Genomic DNA, 17,319 nt, shown 5'->3' with positions numbered 1-17,319 from the left:
GCCCGGCCCGGCACCTTCGCCGGTTACCTTGACGCGCTGCAGGCCCGTCGTGCCCACTTCATCGCGAATGGTGCGGTTTCTGCCGATCACGGGGTGGAGGAGGCCCACACCGTCGACCTGTCGCCCCTCGCGGCCGAGGCGCTTTTCGCCTCCGTGCTCGACGGGTCGGCGGATGCGGCTGCGCGCCGCGAGTTCCGCGGCCACATGCTGCTGCAGATGGCGCGAATGAGCGTCGACGACGGCCTGGTAATGACCATCCACGCGGGGGTGACCCGAAACCACAGCACCCGCACCTTCGAGCGCTACGGACCCGACACCGGCCACGACATCCCGGTGCCCACGTCGTTCGTGAACGGCCTCCGCCCGATGCTGGAGCGGGTTGGTCTCGAGCGAGATCTGCACATCGTCCTGTTCACGGTGGACGAAACGGCCTTCTCGCGTGAGATCGCGCCGCTCGCCGGGTTCTACCCGAGCGTTTTCATCGGGGCGCCGTGGTGGTTCCTTGATGCACCGGATGCGATCGATCGCTTCCGGTCGGCCGTCACGGAGACCGCGGGCTTCTATCGTAGCTCCGGATTCATCGACGACACCCGCGCGTTCCTCTCCATCCCGGCGCGGCACGACACCGCTCGCCGCGCCGACGCCTCGTACCTCGCGCGGCTGGTGAGCCAGGGCCGTGTCGCGCAGGCGGCCGCCGAGCAGATCATCGTCGACCTGGTCGACGAGATCCCCACCCGGGTGTTCAAGCTGTGAGCGAGGTTCTCGCCAGCAGGCGGCTCACCCGCTCGCCCGAGCCCGGTGGCCTACCACCAGAGCGCATCGTGCATCTCGGCCTCGGCGCCTTTCATCGCGCTCACCAGGCCTGGTATACGGCACACGCGCACGATGCCGCCGACTGGGGCATCGTGGCATTCACAGGTCGTAGCCGACAGCTTCCCGAACTGCTTGACGGGCAGGGGGGCGTGTACACGCTCGTGGAGCGCGGGCGTGACGACGACGCTTTCGAGGTAGTGGGCAGTATCGTGCGCGCGGTGCCTGGAGGCGAGGTCGGGGAGCTGCTGCGGATGCTCGCGAAACCATCGACCGCCATCCTCACGCTCACCATCACCGAGGCGGGATACCGGCTCACGCCGGCGGGCGGGCTCGACCTAAACGATCCCGCCGTTCAGCAGGACGTGGAGCTGGTGAGGAGGGTGACCGCTCAGGGGGCGCCGATGCCGGCCTCGCCGCCCGAGCCCTGGGCGCCGGCCACGGCGATCGGCCGTATCGTGCTGGGGCTCGACGCCCGCCGTCGCGCCGGGGCCGGCCCCATCGCGCTGGTTCCGTGCGACAACCTGCCGCACAACGGCGAGGTCTTGCGCGGCGCACTGCGAGCGTTCGCTGCGCTGGTCTCCGGCGAACTCGACACCTGGCTGGGCGCGAAGGTCTCGTGCGTCTCCACCTCTGTCGACCGCATCACGCCACGCAACTCGGGGCCGGAAACCGACGAGGTACTGCGCGCGACGGGCTGGATCGACGCCGCACCCGTAGTGGCCGAGCCGTTTTCCGACTGGGTGCTCTCCGGAGCGTTCCCGGCCGGCCGGCCAGCCTGGGAGACGGCGGGCGCCCGCTTCGTCGACGACATCGAGCCGTGGGAGAACCGCAAGCTCTGGCTGCTGAACGGCGCTCACATCCACCTCGCGTCGGCGGGCCGGCTCCGCGGGCACTTCACCGTGGCGGAAGCAATAGCCGATCCGGTCTGCCGCGACGAGGTCGAGCGCTTCTGGGATGAGGCCGTGCGTCACCTCCCGGCGGTGGAGGTTGCCGACTACCGATCCGCTCTGCTCAACCGCTTCAAGAACTCGCGGATCGAGCACCGGCTCACGCAGATCGCCGAAGGCGGCCTCACCAAGCTCCGCGTGCGCATCGTGCCGGTCGCACGGCTCGAGAGGGCGGCGGGGCGGACTGCAGATGCCTGCGCCCGGGTGCTGGGAACCTGGATCGCAGGCGCCACCCTGGGAGGCACACCGGCGAGTCTCGCTCTAATCGACCCCGAGCTCGCGGCCGATGCGCCCTTCGCCCTCGCCGTCGCGTCGGTCGCCGACGCCCTCACCTCCGACAGCAGAAAGACAGCCGCAGAATGATCATCGACAAAGCCGAAGTCATCGTCACCAGCCCCGACCGCAATTTCGTGACGCTCAAGCTCACGACCGACGACGGTCTCAGCGGCCTCGGCGACGCCACCCTCAACGGGCGCGAGCTCGCCGTGGTCGCCTACCTGCGCGAGCATGTCGTGCCGCTGCTCATCGGCCGCGACGCCTCGTCGATCGAAGACACCTGGCAGTTCCTCTACCGATCCGCCTATTGGCGCCGTGGCCCGGTCACCATGGCGGCGATCGCTGCGGTCGACGTCGCCCTGTGGGACATCAAGGCGAAGGCGGCCGGGATGCCGCTCTACCAGCTGCTCGGGGGAGCCTCACGCACGGGGCTTCTCGCCTACGGTCACGCCTCCGGCAAGACGAACGACGAGATCTTCGACAGCATCCGTTCGCATCAGGAGCAGGGCTACAAGGCCATCCGCGTGCAGTCCGCCGTGCCGGGATTGAACTCGATCTACGGCATCGCGTCGAACGCTACCTTCGAAGCGAACAAGGGTGTGCGCTACGACCACGAGCCGGCACAGCGTGGTGCCTTGCCGAACGAGGAGGACTGGGACACCCGCGCCTACCTCCGTCACATCCCCACGGTGTTCGAGGCGGTGCGCATCGAGTTCGGCGCCGAACTTCCCCTGCTGCACGACGCGCACCACCGGCTCACCCCAATCCAAGCCGCGCGCCTGGGCAAGTCGCTCGAGCCCTACGACCTGTTCTGGATCGAAGACCTGACGCCCGCCGAGAACCAGGAGGCACTGCGGCTGGTGCGTCAGCACACCACCTCGCCGCTCGCGATCGGCGAGATCTTCAACACCGTGTGGGACTACCAGCTCATCATTCGCGAGCAGCTCATCGACTACGAGCGCAGCGCCGTGACCCATACCGGAGGCATCACGCACCTCAAAAAGGTGCTCGAGTTCGCCGCGCAGTACCAGATCAAGTCGGGCATGCATGGCCCCACCGACATCTCGCCGGTGGGCATGGCGGCGGCCATGCACCTGGGGCTCGCCATCCACAATTTTGGCATCCAGGAGTACATGATGCACGGGGCGAAGACCGACTCCGTGTTCGAGCAGTCCTTCACCTGGAACGACGGGATGCTATATGCGGGGGACAAGCCCGGCATCGGCGTGGAGCTCGACCTCGACGAGGCCGGCAGGTACCCCTACGTGCAGGCCTACCTGCCCTACAACCGCCTCGCCGACGGAACCGTGCACGACTGGTGACCACTGAAGCGGATGCGGCCGGGCCCGGGTTCGGCGCCGTGGTGGTGATGGGGGTCTCCGGCGTCGGCAAAAGCCGAGAGATCGGACGACCGCTACGCGATTTCGAGGCGCAACTCCTGTTGCCCTCACCCGTGCCGGAGAGAAGTTCGTACAGGCGTAGGTGATGACTGCTCGCGGACGCGCTGTGGCGGTTGCCGCCCCGCTGCCACCCCCGGTGCCAGGCATTACGCCGTCGGCGCGATTATGCCGAAGGCTGACGGTGACCGAGTGAAGACTGCCCGGGGACGGCGGGCAGTGTGAGTCGGCGAACTGACATAACGTCGATTATCGGCGCAGCACTAGGGCGTGTCTCCTAATCGAGTGAAGTGCAACGCTCATCCTCAACGCCCTCGAAAACGATGAACCGCTCATCCCTCGTACGGCGGAATTCGAACTGATCGTACGAAGTAGCACGACGGGCGTGCCAGGTACCCCCGCTCACTGAATCAGGCCGAAGTAGCAGGACGTCACCTCAAGGCGCCAACGTATAGCGATGCTGCGGTGACCACGATCACGACGTATCCGGTGTGGCCAGGATTAGGGCGCGTTGCTAAATCCTGTTCCGCAGGGGCGGGGCGATCCTTGAAGCGTGTCGCGAGATGTCATCACAGATGAGGCGTGGGAGCTGATCAAGGACGTGTTTCCGCCGGCGAGGACGCGTGGTCGCCCTCCCGTCGCTCGGCGCATGGTTGTCGAGGCGACCGCGTGGCGGTTCCGGACGGGGACGGCGTGGCGTGATCTGCCCGAGCGGTTCGGGAACTGGAACACGATGTACAAGAACTTCCGTCGCTGGGCGGCCGACGGTGTCTGGGAAGACCTTCTCACCCACGTGCAGAAGCGGGCGTCTTTGCAGGGCGAGATCGACTGGGTCGTGTCGGTGGACTCCTCGATCGCGCGTGTCCACCAGCACGGCGCGACCCTGCCCCGCGACACGGGGGGCTCCGGCGAACTACAAGAAGTACGGGCCGGAACCTCCTGACCACGCGATCGGCCGGTCACGAGGCGGTTTGACGACGAAGATCCACCTCGTCTGCGACGGGCAGGCGCGGGCGTTGGCATTCGTGCTCACGGGCGGGCAGATCGCAGACACCAGCATGTTCACCGACACCCTCGACGAGATCCACGTCCGTGGCCGAGGCCCTGCACGCACGAGACCCGACCGGGTGCTCGCGGACAAGGGCTACCCGTCAAAGAAGAACCGGGCGTGGCTACGCGAGCACGGCTCAAGGCCACGATCCCCGAGCGCGACGACCAGATCGCGCACCGACGCAAGCGACCCGGTCGACCGATCAACTTCGGCCTCGAGCAGCAGCAACGCTACAAGGGCCGCAACGTCGTCGAACGATGCTTCAGCTTCATCAAGCAGTGGCGAGGACTCGCGTCACGCTACGACAAGACCGCCACCTCATACGCAGCCGGACTCAACCTCGCCGCAGCACTCCAACGGATATAGCAACACGGCCTAGGCCCGGTCCCTCTCTCGTTGGCGCTCAGCGCAGCTCAGGGGGCGTGTCACCGTCGATTCGTCGTTCCTGCATCCGAGCCCGCACCGCGGCCGAGGGGCGAGCGGGACCGCCCCCATCGCGGACGGGAAGGCGGGGCAGCATCCGCAGCGCCGCAAGGTGCAGCATCGCCCCGATCACCGCGGCCAACAGCACCACGGCGGCGACGAGCGCCGAGCCGGCGGCGACGGCGTGGGCGATCGCGTCGGCCGACACCATCGAGACGACACCCGCGGCCACGAGCAGGGCGATCGCGCACGCGGTCTGCCAGAGAGCGACACGGATCGCGAAGGGAGCGGCGTACGAGCGCACCCACGACTCGCGGCGGCTCACGACAGCACTCACGCTGTCACCTCGCGCACGTCAGGGAACAGACCCTCAGGCGGCGGCGCGTACGGCAGCGGCTCGCCCTTGTCGTTCACGTTCTCACCGTTCTTGCCCTCGCCGGCCGCGGCGAAGGGACCATCCGTGCTGAGCAGGATCGACATGTGGTGCTCGGCGTGATCGCGGAACCACACAGACATGCCCGTCTGCGCGTCCTGTCGCAGGTGCTCCCACGCGCGCCAGAGCGCGTCGAGACGCGCGACGGCTTCGGCGTATTTCCACCACTCCGCAGCCCACATGACACGCTGACCGTCCACGCGACGCTTGTAGTTGGGGAGCAGGAAACCCCGCACGAACTCGTCGACCGAACCGAAGTACAGCTCGGGCTCCTCGTTGGCCGGCTCCTCGTCCAGCTCGTCGAGAGCGGCGCCGACCGCTCGCCGCGCGGCGGTGGCCGCTTGCGCTTGCAGCTCCTCGATCACGGAGGGGTCGAGCTGTTCCGTCACCTCCGCGTCGACGACCTCGTTTACGACGTCGCGGACGGCCTTCTGCAGCGTCCGCGCGATCGCCGGCCGCGCCATGCTTTCGACGACCTCCGCGACGTCGAGTCCGAACATGCGTCCGGGCTCGCGCTCCTCGCGCTCCGCGGTCGGTTCGTCGTCGACGTCGAACGGCTCAGCCTCGATCCCGTCGTTGTCGCCCCAGTTGTCGCTCATCAGACGGCCTCTCGATCGTTCTCCGCGCGGGCCACGGCGCGCACGGACTCCTGAGCCTCATTGATCGTCCCCTGCGCAGCCGGGTCATGTGCGGCGATCGACGCCTTCACCTTCTCGGCGTGCGGGCCGGTCATCCACGGCTGCGTGCGGATCAGCGTCGGGCGGTTCCCCGACGACAGCACCACGGCGCGACCCTTCGGCATCGCGGACAGGTCCGCGACGTCCAGGATGCGCTCACGGTGGAGCTGCTGGTTCACGCTGCGCCCACCGCGACCCGACGACACCGACGACGCCTGACGGTCGTAGTCACCGATCAGCTTGGAGAGCGATTCGAGGAAGGTTTCTTCGGCCACACCGCCGCCGTAGACCTTGACGTTGGAGGCCGACCACAGCTTGCGCATGCCCGACTCTCCCCATACGTCGATGCCCTGCGACCACGATTGCAGGATGGTCATCAGGACGATTCCGCGCGAGCCGTAGTGGCTGTAAAGGTTCGGCAGCTCACGCCAGCGGCAGACGTTCGCCGCCTCGTCGAGCACGCCGAGCAGGGGCACCGCGAGACGGCCCCCGGGGGATGCCGCGGCGATTTCCTCCGCGGCCTCGACGACGGCCACGGTCAGCGCCGTCACGAGCGGGCCGGCGGTCCCGCGGCCCTCCTTGGACAGCGAATAGAGCGTGCCGCCGCCGCGCACGAACGCGGCGGGGTCGAATTGAGGGCGAAGGTCGGTCTGCGTCAGGGGGTTCACCCACGACGCAACCTGACGGTTCGTGAGGCACGACGCCATTTGCTGCGCCGTGCCGTAGATGCCGCCGCGCTGCTTCTCGGGGGCGATGATGACGCCGCGCACCTGGTCAGCGGTGAGCTTGTAGCCGTGCCGCTTCAAGATCGACACCGCCTCGTCTTCCGTGGGGCGCGTCAGCCAGGCGTAGACGTCGGTGATCGGTCGACCATCGAGCGCCGCGGCGAGCAGGAGCCCCGCAAGGAGATCCTGCCCCGCGGGGTCGAAGTAGGCATCCGTCTTGGCTCCGGGGTCACGCGAGCCCGAGGCGAAGTGATCGGCCAGCTTGGCCGCTTTCACCTCGTCGGTGACGTAGCTGAGAGGGTTCCACCACCACGACGGATTCTCGAGCGCGATTCCCTGAGGATCGAACACCCACACCGGGCCGGCCTCCGCGCGCACGTCGCGGGTGGCATCCACCACGTCGCGCTTGTTTGAGGTGACGAGCACGCCGCCGGGGGCGTCGAGAATTGCGGGCACCGCGCGGGAGGTGGTCTTACCGGTACGCGGCCCCCAAATGTCGATGTGCATGTCCTCCCACGTGCCCCACAGCGGCATCCCACCGATCGTCTTACCGATCGGTACGCCCAGCACCGGCTTACCGTCGACGCCCTTCACGCCGAGACGCTCGGCAGACTGCACGGCGTTCTGTCGGCTCAGGCCGGCGACGTCCTTGCCGCGGCCCATGTACGAGCTGGCGCGGTCGACGCGGGTCCGGCCCTTCCGGTAACGCACGACACCGACGATCACGAGGACCGTCAGCACGAGCAGGACCGCGCCGAGAACCGCGACGATCCACGTCGCGGATGCCGGCCACGCCACGCGCCCGAGGATGAGTCCGAGGGTGAGCCCAAACGGGTCGGACGGCAGCTCGGCCGCGGTACCGTCGAGCTGCGCGCCCAGGCGCACCGCGACGTTGGTCACGATCAAGCCCCCGACGACGACGACGATCAGGACGAGCAGCATCAGCGTCTCGCCGCCGAAGCCGCCGGGATCGCGGCGGCGGTTGTTCGGAGTGCTCACAGTGCCGGCTCCTTCTCGCGCTCCTCGTGCTCCTCCACCAACTCCTCCACCGCGCGTACGGCACGGCGGGCGGTGCGGGACTGTTCGTACCATCGCTGGTTCGTGTCGCGGATGGAGCGCTCAGCCTCCGTGAGCTGCACCTGTACCGGGATGCCCGGTCGGGTGCCGACCTTCACGAGGAACTTGCCGCGGCCGGGAGGGTCGACCTCGCGGCCCGTGGCGGCGTCCCACGCGGGCGGGTCTTGCCACCCGGTCAACAGCTCTTGCTCAGCCTCAGAGAACGGGATGACCGTCGTGAGCTCCGGCATTTCGGTGTACGGCAGACCCGCGCACATGACCATGCCGGCGCGCTCTACGAAGCCCTTGGCCTTCAAACGGTCCTCCTCCGGGAGGGCGCTCAGGTCGGCCATGGTGTGCGAAATCATCGCCGTGCCGACGCCCACCTGACGGTTGAGTCGGGTGAGGAAGTCCACGCGGTCGACGATGCCGTTACCGGCGCGGAGGGCTCGCCACAGCTCGTCCATGATGACGAAGTAGTGCCGGCGCGGTTCCAGGCCAGCGTCCGCGAGGACGTTGGCGATATTCACCGTCGCGAAGCCGTTCGACCAGCACGCGAGCAGCGTGGCCGCGCGCAGATCGCCCTCAGCCTCACCGATCGCGGAAATGTCGTAGACCACCGGACGGTCAAGCGCCATGGGGTTCGTCGTGTGGTGGGAGAACACGCCGCCGAGGCGACCGCTACCGGTCGCCAGGGCCAGCAACGATGCTTCGAGGCCGCGCGTAATCTCCTGATACTTCTTGAAATCGCCGCGGTCGACGGCGACCTGACGCAGCTCGGTCGGACCCTCCTGCACGACGGCCAGCAGGTCGGAGAGCACCGGAATACCCTCCATGCTGCGATCGAGCACGCGGAGGGCCTGGTCGATAATCGACTCCTCGACGTCGGTCGGCGGAGACTTGCGCTGGATCGTCAGCAGGGACGACACCATCGCCAGGCGGCGACCGTGGGCGTCTTCCAGTACCTCGTTGGCCTCCTTCTGGAAGCCGGCGTCGATGAGGCGCTGCGCGGCTTCCTTGGCCTCGCCCGGGTCGAGCACGTTGAGGTATCCGCGCCCACGTCCGAGGGTGATGACCTGACCGCCGAGCGCGCGGATGACCTCCACGTAGTCGGGGCGCAGGTCGCCCAGCACGAGCGGCTGCACGCCGTAGCCGGCGAGCCCCGTCGCCATGCGGGCGATGACCGTCGACTTACCGAGCCCGGGCTTACCGAGCACGAACACAGACGGGTTGCTGATGAGCTTCGCCCGCTGGAACCACGAAATCGGGTCGGCGCAGAGCGTCGCCCCCGTGTGGATATGACGGCCCAGCGGGACGCCCACCATCGGCGTACCGGCGCCGATTGCGTACGGCCAGAGGCCGCACGTCTGCACCGTCGTACCGCGCCACTCCGGGACGGGCTGTAGGTACGTCGACATGCCGCCGCCGGGGCCGCTCCACCCCCGAGAGGTGAGCGACCCACCGGACGCGGAGGCGCCCGTGGCGGTGTTCTTTCGTCCGGTGCGGATGAAGACGAGCGCGCCCACCACGACGAGCAGGACCAGCCCGCCCAGCGCGAGCAGCGCGATCAGATCAGGGCTCATCAGATTCCCTCCCTCAGCATCGCCGGGACGGCTACGTGCTTGGTCAGCACAAGCCCGAGGGGCAGCGCCGCGGCGAAGGCGCTGTCCTGTGATCCGTACACCGGGCGCAGCCGCAGACGCGCGGTCGCGCCGAGGTTGTCGACCGCCGCGCGAGCGTCGGCCTCCTTGCTCGGGTCGATGACGGTCGCGGTCACGAGGATGCCGAAGTTCACCAGGCCCGCGCCCGATGCCTCTTCCGACTCTGTGGCCTGAGCCGAGCGCAGCGCGAGCGAGTCACGCGCCGCCGGCTTCCGGCTGGACGTGGCCTTGAACTCCGCAGCTCGTACGTCCGCCTGGACGAGCGCCGCCGCCCGCGCGGGGTCGATCGGCTTGTAGAGCAGCGTCACGCGCTTGCGCGCAATGTCGCGATGCGGGGCGAGCAGACGCGCCAGCACACCCGACTGGATCAGGCCGCGGGGGGCCTGAGTCATCTGCCAGGTGACCGACGTTGCCGAGTCGTGCCGGTAGCTGTCCCAGTTGGCCTGAGCAGCCGTGGGGCCGACGTCGGACCAGCTCAGATCGGGAACGTCACCGTTCGCGTGAGCGTCGTCGATCAGGGACGCCGCGGCCGGGTCGTACGCGACGAGGATCGTCTCGCACAGCTCCTGAGCTGTCAGCGGGTGCGCGGCCCCCGCACCGGTCGCTTGCAGCGTCGCGGTGAGGCCGGGAAGGCGAGCGGCCAGCTCGCGCCCCATGTCCTCCGGGGTGCGCGGCTTGGCGCCCTTGCGCGGTGCCGCCGCGAACGTCAGCGCGACGTACGCCTTCACCGTCGACGAGCCGGCGGGGTAGTTCATCACCACCTCACCGAGCATTGCTTTCGCGAAGTCCGGTGCCTCCGGGTCGGTGTTCGTCTCCACCTCACGTCGCAGCCGGCGACCCGAATCGGGGGCCGTCTCGATCGTCACCTGAGCGGCCTCCATCCCCGGTTCATCCGCCAGGTTGCGCAGCCAGTGACCCCAATCGGCCACCCAGAGGTCGACCTGTTCCTGGTCGACCAGGGCCGCGCCGTCAGGCTCGGTGCCGATCACGATCGAATACGTCTTCGCGTGGGGGTTGTAGATCATCGCGAACGGGCGGGCGTAGCTGTCCTCATGTTCGGAGAGCCGGGACTGCGCCGCCAGGCCGGGGAGCTGGTTCGTGCCCCACTCCGAGCGGCCGAGGGGACCGGAACGGTACACGTTCGCCTTGCGCCGCTTCGTCGACGACCACGCGGCACGGTTCGCCGCGCGCGAGAGAACGCTCCGACCGTCGCCGTCGCGGACGGTCAGGAGCAGGATCATCCCGCCGAACACCGCGGCGGTGATGACGGCATTGAGGATGTTCGTCGTCATCAGCACGACAATGACAATCAGCAGCGCAACGAACATCAGGCCGGTGCCAACCGTGCCGAGGCCGAGGAGCCCCGGTGACGTCGGCTGACGCCAGTTCCCGTAAGTGCGGACGCCCTTACGGCTTGTCTCTACGGTTGCCATCAGCTCGCGCTCCCTTCACCCGTTGCTTGGTTGCCTACGTTCTTCGCGGCACCTGTGGCCGCTCGCACGCCCTGAGCCGCTGCACCGATCGCGACGCCCGCGGCCATGCCGACAGGGCCACCGGCAACGCCGGCAGCAGCTCCACCCGCGGCAGCTCCACCCGCGGCAGCTCCGCCACCGGCAGACGCGGCAGCAGCGCCCGTACCGCCGCCAGCGGCACCCGAGGAGGCAGCGGCCCCCGTCATGCCGCCACCGCCGCCACCAGCCGCGCTAGACGCCTGAGCGGCCTGAGGAGCCGATCCACCGCCGCCGTTCGAGCCGGAAGGCCCAGCAGCTCCGGTCGAGCCCTGACTGCCCGTAGCGCCAGGACCGCCGCCCGCCGAGGAGCCACCGCCCGAGCCGGTCGCGAGGCGACCAGCAGCAGCACCGGAGGGCAGAGCCATGATCGCCGCAGCTCCCAGTGCGCCGCCGGCACCGGCCGACAGGGAGCTGACGAGGGGCGTGACGAACCGCATCAGAGCGGGCATCGCGAACAGCGCGAGCACCATGAGAATGAGGCCCGTGAGCACGGCGATGAAGCCCGTTCCGTCGTCCTGGAAGATGTTCGTTCCGACGAGCTGGAACGACGCAGCGTAGACGATCGCCGCGGCTGGCTTGTAGAGGATGAACGCCACGAGCCAGCCCACGTTCTTCTTGAACCACCCCTTACCCATTTCGGTGTTGGTGGCCGCGGCCGACAACGGCAGGATGCCCGTCAAGATCACGAGCATTCCACCGCGGGCGATCATCAACACGATCTGAGCCGCCGTCGCGAGGATCGCAATGATGCCGAAGATGATGACCAGCAGCGAGCCGAGGCCACCCGTGTTCGGGTTGGTGGTCAGCGCGAGCAGCGTGGTGATGTTCTGGCCGAAACAGGCCGAGTCTGCGCCTACGTCGCAGCTCAGCGCACCATTAAGAATCCACACCGAGAACGAGTCGAAGGCCGACACGAGAAGGCCAACAATCGTCACGCCCGCACCGGCAACGACGATCAGAGTCAGGAGACTCTTCACCGTCTCCTTGCCTGGTTCTGCACGTTGCTCCCATGCCATGCGGACACCGCCGATGATGACCGAGGCGACAGCCGCCGCCCCCATGTACCACCAGAGAGACGACTGCAAGAACAGCACCGCGCCGCTGGCACCTTGAGGCCCGTGCGGGAGTAGCCCTGAAACGAGTGCGGTCGCACCGCTTATCAGGAAGATCGCGCCAAGCACGATCCCTATACGCCCCGCGGCCTGGAAGCCCTCTCCGTTGCGCATTCGCGTAGCGATCAACCCTCCGAGCAGGATGATCGAGATACCGGCAATGACGATTGCGATCCACGTCACCCAACTGAGCACCGTAATGATGCCTTCGGAGTTGGGGGCCGATGATCCTGCCGAGATTGACGAGCTGCCACCGGTGCCGGTCAGGTTGGGCGTTCCAATGTTGACCCAGATGGTGCCGAGGGAGGCGACGGCCTTGCCGTACGCCTCCACGACGCCCTTTGCGAGGTCTTCAATCGCGCTGCCGATTGCACCGCTTACCCAGTCGTTGGCCCAGCACGAGGGGTCAAACCCCGAACATCCGGCATTGCTAGCCACTGCTACTCCTGTCGCCAGTTGACGTACCCCGAGGTGTCCGGGAGCTGCGCGAGCCGGAAGGGCTCGGCATTGTCGGCGTTGATCTTCCAGTCGCCTTGCCACCACACGAGGTCGAAGACCGCTGACCCGTTGACGGTCTGTCCTTGGGTCGTGCTGCGGAAGGCGATATCAACCCGGGCAGAGCTGCCGTCGTACGAGAGAAGACGGAAGCCGGCGATCGAAGTGCGGACGTCCGAGGTGGACGAACCAACCTCCGACAGAAGACGATCCCGATACGAGCCGTTCGTCAGTGCGTACTCGAGGAGCGCCGCCCGGGAGTCAGGGCTCCCAAATAGACCGATGAGCATGTTTCCGGCGGCGAACACAGATCCCTCCGGGCTGTGCTGGTAGCAGTACCGGTAACCCTGAGGAGCGGTCGCGGCGGGTCCATACGTGGGCGATTCCGGGTAGGCGAATACGTCCTGATAGGCCCAGGTCGCGGCGGGTGCCGTCGTGAGGGTGCCCGAGAGCACCTGTCCTTCCAGGCCACAGACGCTAGCGCCGCCCGCGCCCCCACTTGCAGTCGGGGACGGGGCGGCGCTGGACGTGGCGCTAGACGACGGATCGGGGGCCGGCGGTGCTGCATCGTTCCCGCGGTTCAGATTAAGAACCGTGAGGAAGACGCCGGCAACAATGAGTGCGGCCACAACGACCGCCCCGACGACAAAGCCGGGGCGGGCGAACGGGTTTTGCTGCGTGTCGTCGTCAGCCATGAGGTTTCCTTTCTCAGACCCCGGCGAGGATGCCGATCAGGGCGGCACCTCCACCGATGACGATCGCGCCGGCCATAGGCCAGATGACCTTGGGGAGGGCGTCGTGGCCCTCGCCGCGGCGGAAGCTGACGGCGATGAGGATTCCGCCGACGATGATTGCGCCGCCGACGACGACGTATCCAATCCACTTCAACCACGACAGGATCGTGGTGACACCTTCGGTCCCCGGAGGCTGCTGAGGCGGGGGGTTCGGGATGACGCCGGCCAGGACGTTGGCCGTCTCGTTCACGGAGTGAAGCACTTCGATCGCGGACATGGGTCTTGCCTTTCAGTTGAAGGTGCCGGCGGCACCGATTCCGGGGAGGGCGCTCAGTTCGTTGATGACTCGCTGGACTTCGCGCGGGACAGGAAAAGCTGTGGGGGCATCTAGTCGCCAGGCATCTACCCACGGCACTGTCCAGGTGCGAGGGCCACCGCCGCCGACGACCGTGAGCAGGTCGCGTAGAGCGCGAGGCATGCGTCCAGGTGCGTCAGCCATGACGACGAGCCCGAGAACGTTGGAGGGTGTCAGTCCTGCACCCCATTGGCGAAGCGCGTTCTGCGCGGCGCGGAGGCCCGAGGCGTTCGAGCGGGCGACGATAACGACGGGCGTCGGTTCGCCGTTTAGGCTGCGCGGCCAGGCGTGCCCGGCAGCAGCGGACCATCCAGGCGCGAGCGCCGCCAGCGTCGACTCCCCCGAGCCGCCGTGCGCGCCGAGCCACCACACGGCGGGCGTCGCGCGCTGATCGGTGATCGGGAGTTGATCGGCCCGATCGGGCGCGGGCACTCCGCGCTGTGGCGCTACAGGCCCGAAGGTCGATGGCACCGCTGCAATGAGCGGGCCCGAGACGGGCGGCGGTGTGCTTGGTCGCGACAGCCACGGATTGGCTTGATCGCTCATGGTGCCCCCTAGGTACTAGCGAAGGTGCCTACCGGAAAAGACTACGTTCGACATGAAGAACTACGAAGAACGCTACGTTAGAAACCTTTAATGTTGTTTAACAGTGGAGCCTGTACCCTGTGCAGAGGGGCTAGAAGGGATGCCGCCGTGCCAGACGCGATCGACCAGCTATTCGAACATGACCCTCCGACAATCGGGCCGACCGAAGTAGCCGCGCGACTCAACACCACGACACGCACCGTCTACACGTGGCTGAAAGACGGAATCATTCCCGGCTACAAGCTCGGCACGTCGTGGTTCGTCATCGTCGATGAGCTCAAAGCCGAGCTTCGTAAAGGAGCCAACACGAGGCGCAACACCGGCCCGGGAGACGTGATCCCACCGGATACAGCTATAGGAGAGTGACATGAGGAAGACCGCGGCCGTTCTCATGGTCACCGCCGCGACGGTGGTGCTGTTGGCGGGCTGCACGAAGCCCGTCCGCGACGCGGCTGCTGGATCCGCAGCAACGGCCAGCGCGGGCGAGAGCGGACCGGTTTTCCCAGATTCATCCACGTTCTCACCCGCGCCCCGCGGTGCGATCGACGAGGATTCGGGAGAAACGCACGGGCCGCGGCCCGTTCCCGTCTGGAATGAGGAGTCGCGCCAGAGCGCGATCGCCGCGGCGGATGCCGTGATGCGAGCGTACGCGCGTCCCGATCTTGGCTTCGACGCGTGGTGGGCGCAGCTGCAACCTCTTCTCGATCAGAAGGCCATCGCCGACTACGCCTACATGGATCCCTCGCGCATCGTTGCCTCGAGCATCACCGGTCCCGGCGCGATCACCGACGAGTCCAGCGCCTACGTCGCCTACGTCGACGTGTTGACCAACGCCGGCACCTACGGCGTGATTCTGAGCCGCGCGGATGCTGACAGCCCGTGGCTGGCAAGCCGCTTCATCGTCCCCGAGCGTGTGAACTAGCGTGGCCGGCCCTAAGGGGGGCGGGGCCTACGCGATCGCCGCGGTGCCGTTGCTCATCATCGGAATGCTGCTCGGGTTTGTCGTCGTCGGCACCGACGACTGCACACCCGCGGGAGCAACCGGCCCCAAATCGAGCGTTTCGATCGACCCGAACTCGATCCCTCAGACCGAGATAGCCGGCTACGGTCACGAGCAGCTTGTGAACGCCGCAAACGTGATCCAGGCCGGCAAAGACGTGGGGCTGAACGTTCGCGATCAAACCATCGGCGTCATGACGGCGATGGGCGAATCGAGCCTTCGGAACATCGACTATGGCGACTGGGAGACGGGCGGCGTCACCAACCCGGACGGCTCCCGCACGACCTCAATCGGCTTGTTTCAGCAGCAGGACGGATGGGGTACCCGCGAGGAGCGGCTGAACCCCTACATCTCGTCGACAAAGTTCTTCCAGGCGATGATCCAGAAGGTTCCCGACCGGGAATCCCTGGAACCGACCATCGTCGCGCACCGCACACAGGTCAACGCCGACCCGTACCACTACACGCGGTTCTGGGACGGCGCCGTGCAGATCGTCGAGGGGCTAACCGGAGTCAAGACCGGCCTCAACCCCCGTGACGGTAGCGCCAGCGGCGGCAAGTGCGACCCGTTGGTGCCCGGTGGCGTCAACCCGCAGGGCTGGGCCTCTCCGGGCGCTGGCCCCACCACTAGCCCCTACGGCCTCCGCGTCCACCCGATCACGGGCGACGTGCGACTGCACGCCGGCACAGACCTGGCCGGCGGCGGATGCGACGGTCCGATCTGGGCCGCACAGGACGGCACCGTGACCTTCCGCGGCTTTGACGGCGGCGGAAACGGTGTGATTGCGATCGACCACGGTGGCAGTGTCACCACCCGCTACCTGCACATGTACGACTCCGGGATGCTCGTCAACGTCGGAGACAAGGTGAAGGCCGGCCAGCAGATCGCGCGCGTCGGCAGCAGTGGCGGATCAACCGCCTGCCACCTCCACTTCGAAGTGATGGTGAACGGCGAGAATATCGACCCCGTGCCCTACATGGCCGCGGTCGGCATCCAGCTCGGACAGTGAACGAGGAGACGACGATGACTAGCACCGACGTAGCACCTCAGCGGGCATGGCTCGCTGCGGGCGCATCGGTGGCGCAGAGCATATGAAAGCCACACAGCCCGTCCCCGGGCTCACCCGCGTACCGACCTGGCCCCGCCTGGTCGCAGAGCTGCACGGTGACAATACCGGCACCTTGACCGTCAACGGCGCCGGCCGCGCGTGCGCGGCCGAGTCCGTCGCCGCGCTTAGAACCGGTCTCATCGCCCGCGCCGTGTCCTACGCCGTGCAGCTTCGTCGACCCGTGCGCCTAGACGTCACCGAGGCTGCAGCGGGCTATCAGCTCGCCGTGCGCCCCGAGGGGTACGTGCAGCTCATCGACGCCGAAGGCATCATCCCGGCCGCAGACGGCCTCAGCGTCGACGAGGGCCGCTGCCGGCATTGCCGGCGGCTGCAGCCCGTCACATCGACGACGTGCATCCAGTGCCACATCGAGGAGCCGTTGCGGGTCGAAGTCGTCCCCCAGGGCGAGCCCATCGACGCACCGCCAATCCCCGTCGACGCCCCCACAGAGCTGCCAGCCGACGTCGACGAGGTGGTTCACCTCGCCGAGGGGTCACCCACGCCGGCCCGGGCGATGAGGACCGCTCCCGCGCTGGACGACGACGAGGAGGCAAAGCGGGTACGCCGCACGGTCACTCCCGTCTTGCACCTCGCATTCACCACGCAGCCCAGCGTCACGGCCCCTGGCAGCGTCGTCGTAGGCCGTGAGCCGATCGCCAAGGACGGTCAGCACGCCCTCACAGTTGTCAGTCCCGGTCGACAGCTCTCCCGCACGCACGCGGCGATCGAGATCGACCAGGACGGGCGCGTCATCGTCACCGATCTCAACGCCCCCAACGGCGTCGAGCTGCTGACCACACCGCCCCGCTGGCTCACCCCCGGAGAGCCCACCGTCGTCCCTATCGGCGCCAAGCTGCTGCTGGGTGACGTCGAGTGTGTAGTCACGCTCGCATGATGCGGCGTGTCGGGACTAACTAGCTAGCGATAGCGAATACGTTCGACCCATGACAGCGCGCGTGC

At 67.6% G+C, this 17,319-nt stretch carries 17 protein-coding genes and 2 pseudogenes; 10 read left to right on the top strand and 9 right to left on the bottom strand.

The features are described from left to right. Window positions 1-6: 6 nt before the first annotated feature. The 6 genes and pseudogenes from ABC271_RS17660 to ABC271_RS17635 form a co-directional block, all read left to right on the top strand. A pseudogene (locus tag ABC271_RS17660) lies at window positions 7-753 on the top strand (glucuronate isomerase); the annotation flags it as partial. Then, window positions 750-2,123: a mannitol dehydrogenase family protein gene (locus ABC271_RS17655; RefSeq protein ID WP_412926212.1), complete on the top strand. Its 1,374-nt coding sequence runs from the start codon at window positions 750-752 to the stop codon at window positions 2,121-2,123. The pseudogene ABC271_RS17660 and the gene ABC271_RS17655, both read left to right, overlap by 4 nt. Further along, complete coding sequence (gene manD, locus ABC271_RS17650) at window positions 2,120-3,358, top strand: D-mannonate dehydratase ManD (protein WP_412926211.1); 1,239 nt, start codon at window positions 2,120-2,122, stop codon at window positions 3,356-3,358. The genes ABC271_RS17655 and manD overlap by 4 nt, the downstream gene beginning before the upstream one ends. Window positions 3,359-3,986: 628 nt before the next feature. Continuing rightward, on the top strand, window positions 3,987-4,376 hold the full coding sequence (locus tag ABC271_RS17645) for an IS5 family transposase (protein WP_290370223.1): 390 nt from the start codon (window positions 3,987-3,989) through the stop codon (window positions 4,374-4,376). After that, window positions 4,294-4,596: pseudogene (locus ABC271_RS17640) on the top strand (transposase); the annotation flags it as partial. The gene ABC271_RS17645 and the pseudogene ABC271_RS17640, both read left to right, overlap by 83 nt. A 5-nt stretch (window positions 4,597-4,601) precedes the next feature. Continuing rightward, a complete protein-coding gene (locus ABC271_RS17635) occupies window positions 4,602-4,850 on the top strand; it encodes a hypothetical protein (RefSeq protein ID WP_412926227.1) in 249 nt (82 codons plus the stop codon). A 37-nt stretch (window positions 4,851-4,887) separates the two neighbouring features. On the opposite strand, the gene ABC271_RS17630 is transcribed toward ABC271_RS17635, so the two are convergent. From ABC271_RS17630 to ABC271_RS17590, 9 genes are read right to left on the bottom strand one after another with little or no spacing between them, the layout of a single operon-like run. Then, the gene (locus ABC271_RS17630) at window positions 4,888-5,244 is read right to left on the bottom strand and encodes a hypothetical protein (RefSeq protein ID WP_412926210.1); all 357 of its coding nucleotides are present in this window, start codon (window positions 5,242-5,244) and stop codon (window positions 4,888-4,890) included. Next, on the bottom strand, window positions 5,241-5,939 hold the full coding sequence (locus ABC271_RS17625; RefSeq protein ID WP_230006588.1) for a DUF4913 domain-containing protein: 699 nt from the start codon (window positions 5,937-5,939) through the stop codon (window positions 5,241-5,243). The genes ABC271_RS17630 and ABC271_RS17625 overlap by 4 nt, the downstream gene beginning before the upstream one ends. After that, window positions 5,939-7,741 carry a type IV secretory system conjugative DNA transfer family protein gene (locus ABC271_RS17620; protein WP_412926209.1) on the bottom strand — a complete coding sequence of 601 codons (1,803 nt, stop codon included), beginning with the start codon at window positions 7,739-7,741 and terminating at the stop codon, window positions 5,939-5,941. The genes ABC271_RS17625 and ABC271_RS17620 overlap by 1 nt, the downstream gene beginning before the upstream one ends. Continuing rightward, window positions 7,738-9,381: an ATP/GTP-binding protein gene (locus ABC271_RS17615; RefSeq protein ID WP_412926208.1), complete on the bottom strand. Its 1,644-nt coding sequence runs from the start codon at window positions 9,379-9,381 to the stop codon at window positions 7,738-7,740. Before ABC271_RS17615 ends, ABC271_RS17620 begins: the two co-directional genes overlap by 4 nt. Continuing rightward, on the bottom strand, window positions 9,381-10,892 hold the full coding sequence (locus ABC271_RS17610; RefSeq protein ID WP_412926207.1) for an SCO6880 family protein: 1,512 nt from the start codon (window positions 10,890-10,892) through the stop codon (window positions 9,381-9,383). Before ABC271_RS17610 ends, ABC271_RS17615 begins: the two co-directional genes overlap by 1 nt. Continuing rightward, entirely contained in the window at window positions 10,892-12,520 is a 1,629-nt protein-coding gene (locus ABC271_RS17605) for a TrbL/VirB6 family protein (RefSeq protein WP_412926206.1), read from the bottom strand. The genes ABC271_RS17610 and ABC271_RS17605 overlap by 1 nt, the downstream gene beginning before the upstream one ends. 2 nt (window positions 12,521-12,522) lie before the next feature. After that, complete coding sequence (locus ABC271_RS17600) at window positions 12,523-13,272, bottom strand: DUF8175 domain-containg protein (RefSeq protein ID WP_412926205.1); 750 nt, start codon at window positions 13,270-13,272, stop codon at window positions 12,523-12,525. 13 nt (window positions 13,273-13,285) lie between these two features. Further along, a complete protein-coding gene (locus ABC271_RS17595; RefSeq protein WP_412926204.1) occupies window positions 13,286-13,588 on the bottom strand; it encodes a hypothetical protein in 303 nt (100 codons plus the stop codon). 12 nt (window positions 13,589-13,600) lie between these two features. Further along, complete coding sequence (locus ABC271_RS17590) at window positions 13,601-14,098, bottom strand: DUF6668 family protein (protein ID WP_412926203.1); 498 nt, start codon at window positions 14,096-14,098, stop codon at window positions 13,601-13,603. Window positions 14,099-14,359: 261 nt separating this feature from the next. Between ABC271_RS17590 and ABC271_RS17585 the strand changes: the two genes are divergently transcribed. The 4 genes from ABC271_RS17585 (at window position 14,360) to ABC271_RS17570 (ending at window position 17,254) form a co-directional block, all read left to right on the top strand. After that, entirely contained in the window at window positions 14,360-14,617 is a 258-nt protein-coding gene (locus ABC271_RS17585) for a helix-turn-helix domain-containing protein (protein WP_412926202.1), read from the top strand. Between the two features lies 1 nt (window position 14,618). Beyond that, entirely contained in the window at window positions 14,619-15,173 is a 555-nt protein-coding gene (locus ABC271_RS17580) for a hypothetical protein (RefSeq protein ID WP_412926201.1), read from the top strand. 1 nt (window position 15,174) lies between these two features. After that, on the top strand, window positions 15,175-16,260 hold the full coding sequence (locus ABC271_RS17575) for a M23 family metallopeptidase (RefSeq protein WP_412926200.1): 1,086 nt from the start codon (window positions 15,175-15,177) through the stop codon (window positions 16,258-16,260). Window positions 16,261-16,342: 82 nt separating this feature from the next. Further along, window positions 16,343-17,254 carry an FHA domain-containing protein gene (locus ABC271_RS17570; RefSeq protein WP_412926199.1) on the top strand — a complete coding sequence of 304 codons (912 nt, stop codon included), beginning with the start codon at window positions 16,343-16,345 and terminating at the stop codon, window positions 17,252-17,254. Window positions 17,255-17,319: the final 65 nt, after the last annotated feature.

The organism is Microbacterium canaveralium, from assembly GCF_047238045.1.
GTDB lineage: Bacteria > Actinomycetota > Actinomycetes > Actinomycetales > Microbacteriaceae > Microbacterium.
This window is presented reverse-complemented; position numbering and strand designations above follow the sequence as displayed.

Excerpts from the sequence above, each read along its gene's own strand:
- ABC271_RS17570 (WP_412926199.1), top strand. The coding sequence starts at position 16,343 with ATGAAAGCCACACAGCCCGTCCCCGGGCTCACCCGCGTACCGACCTGG.
- ABC271_RS17595 (WP_412926204.1), bottom strand. The coding sequence starts at position 13,588 with ATGTCCGCGATCGAAGTGCTTCACTCCGTGAACGAGACGGCCAACGTC.
- ABC271_RS17600 (WP_412926205.1), bottom strand. The coding sequence starts at position 13,272 with ATGGCTGACGACGACACGCAGCAAAACCCGTTCGCCCGCCCCGGCTTT.
- ABC271_RS17580 (WP_412926201.1), top strand. The coding sequence starts at position 14,619 with ATGAGGAAGACCGCGGCCGTTCTCATGGTCACCGCCGCGACGGTGGTG.
- ABC271_RS17610 (WP_412926207.1), bottom strand. The coding sequence starts at position 10,892 with ATGGCAACCGTAGAGACAAGCCGTAAGGGCGTCCGCACTTACGGGAAC.
- ABC271_RS17625 (WP_230006588.1), bottom strand. The coding sequence starts at position 5,939 with ATGAGCGACAACTGGGGCGACAACGACGGGATCGAGGCTGAGCCGTTC.
- ABC271_RS17615 (WP_412926208.1), bottom strand. The coding sequence starts at position 9,381 with ATGAGCCCTGATCTGATCGCGCTGCTCGCGCTGGGCGGGCTGGTCCTG.
- manD (WP_412926211.1), top strand. The coding sequence starts at position 2,120 with ATGATCATCGACAAAGCCGAAGTCATCGTCACCAGCCCCGACCGCAAT.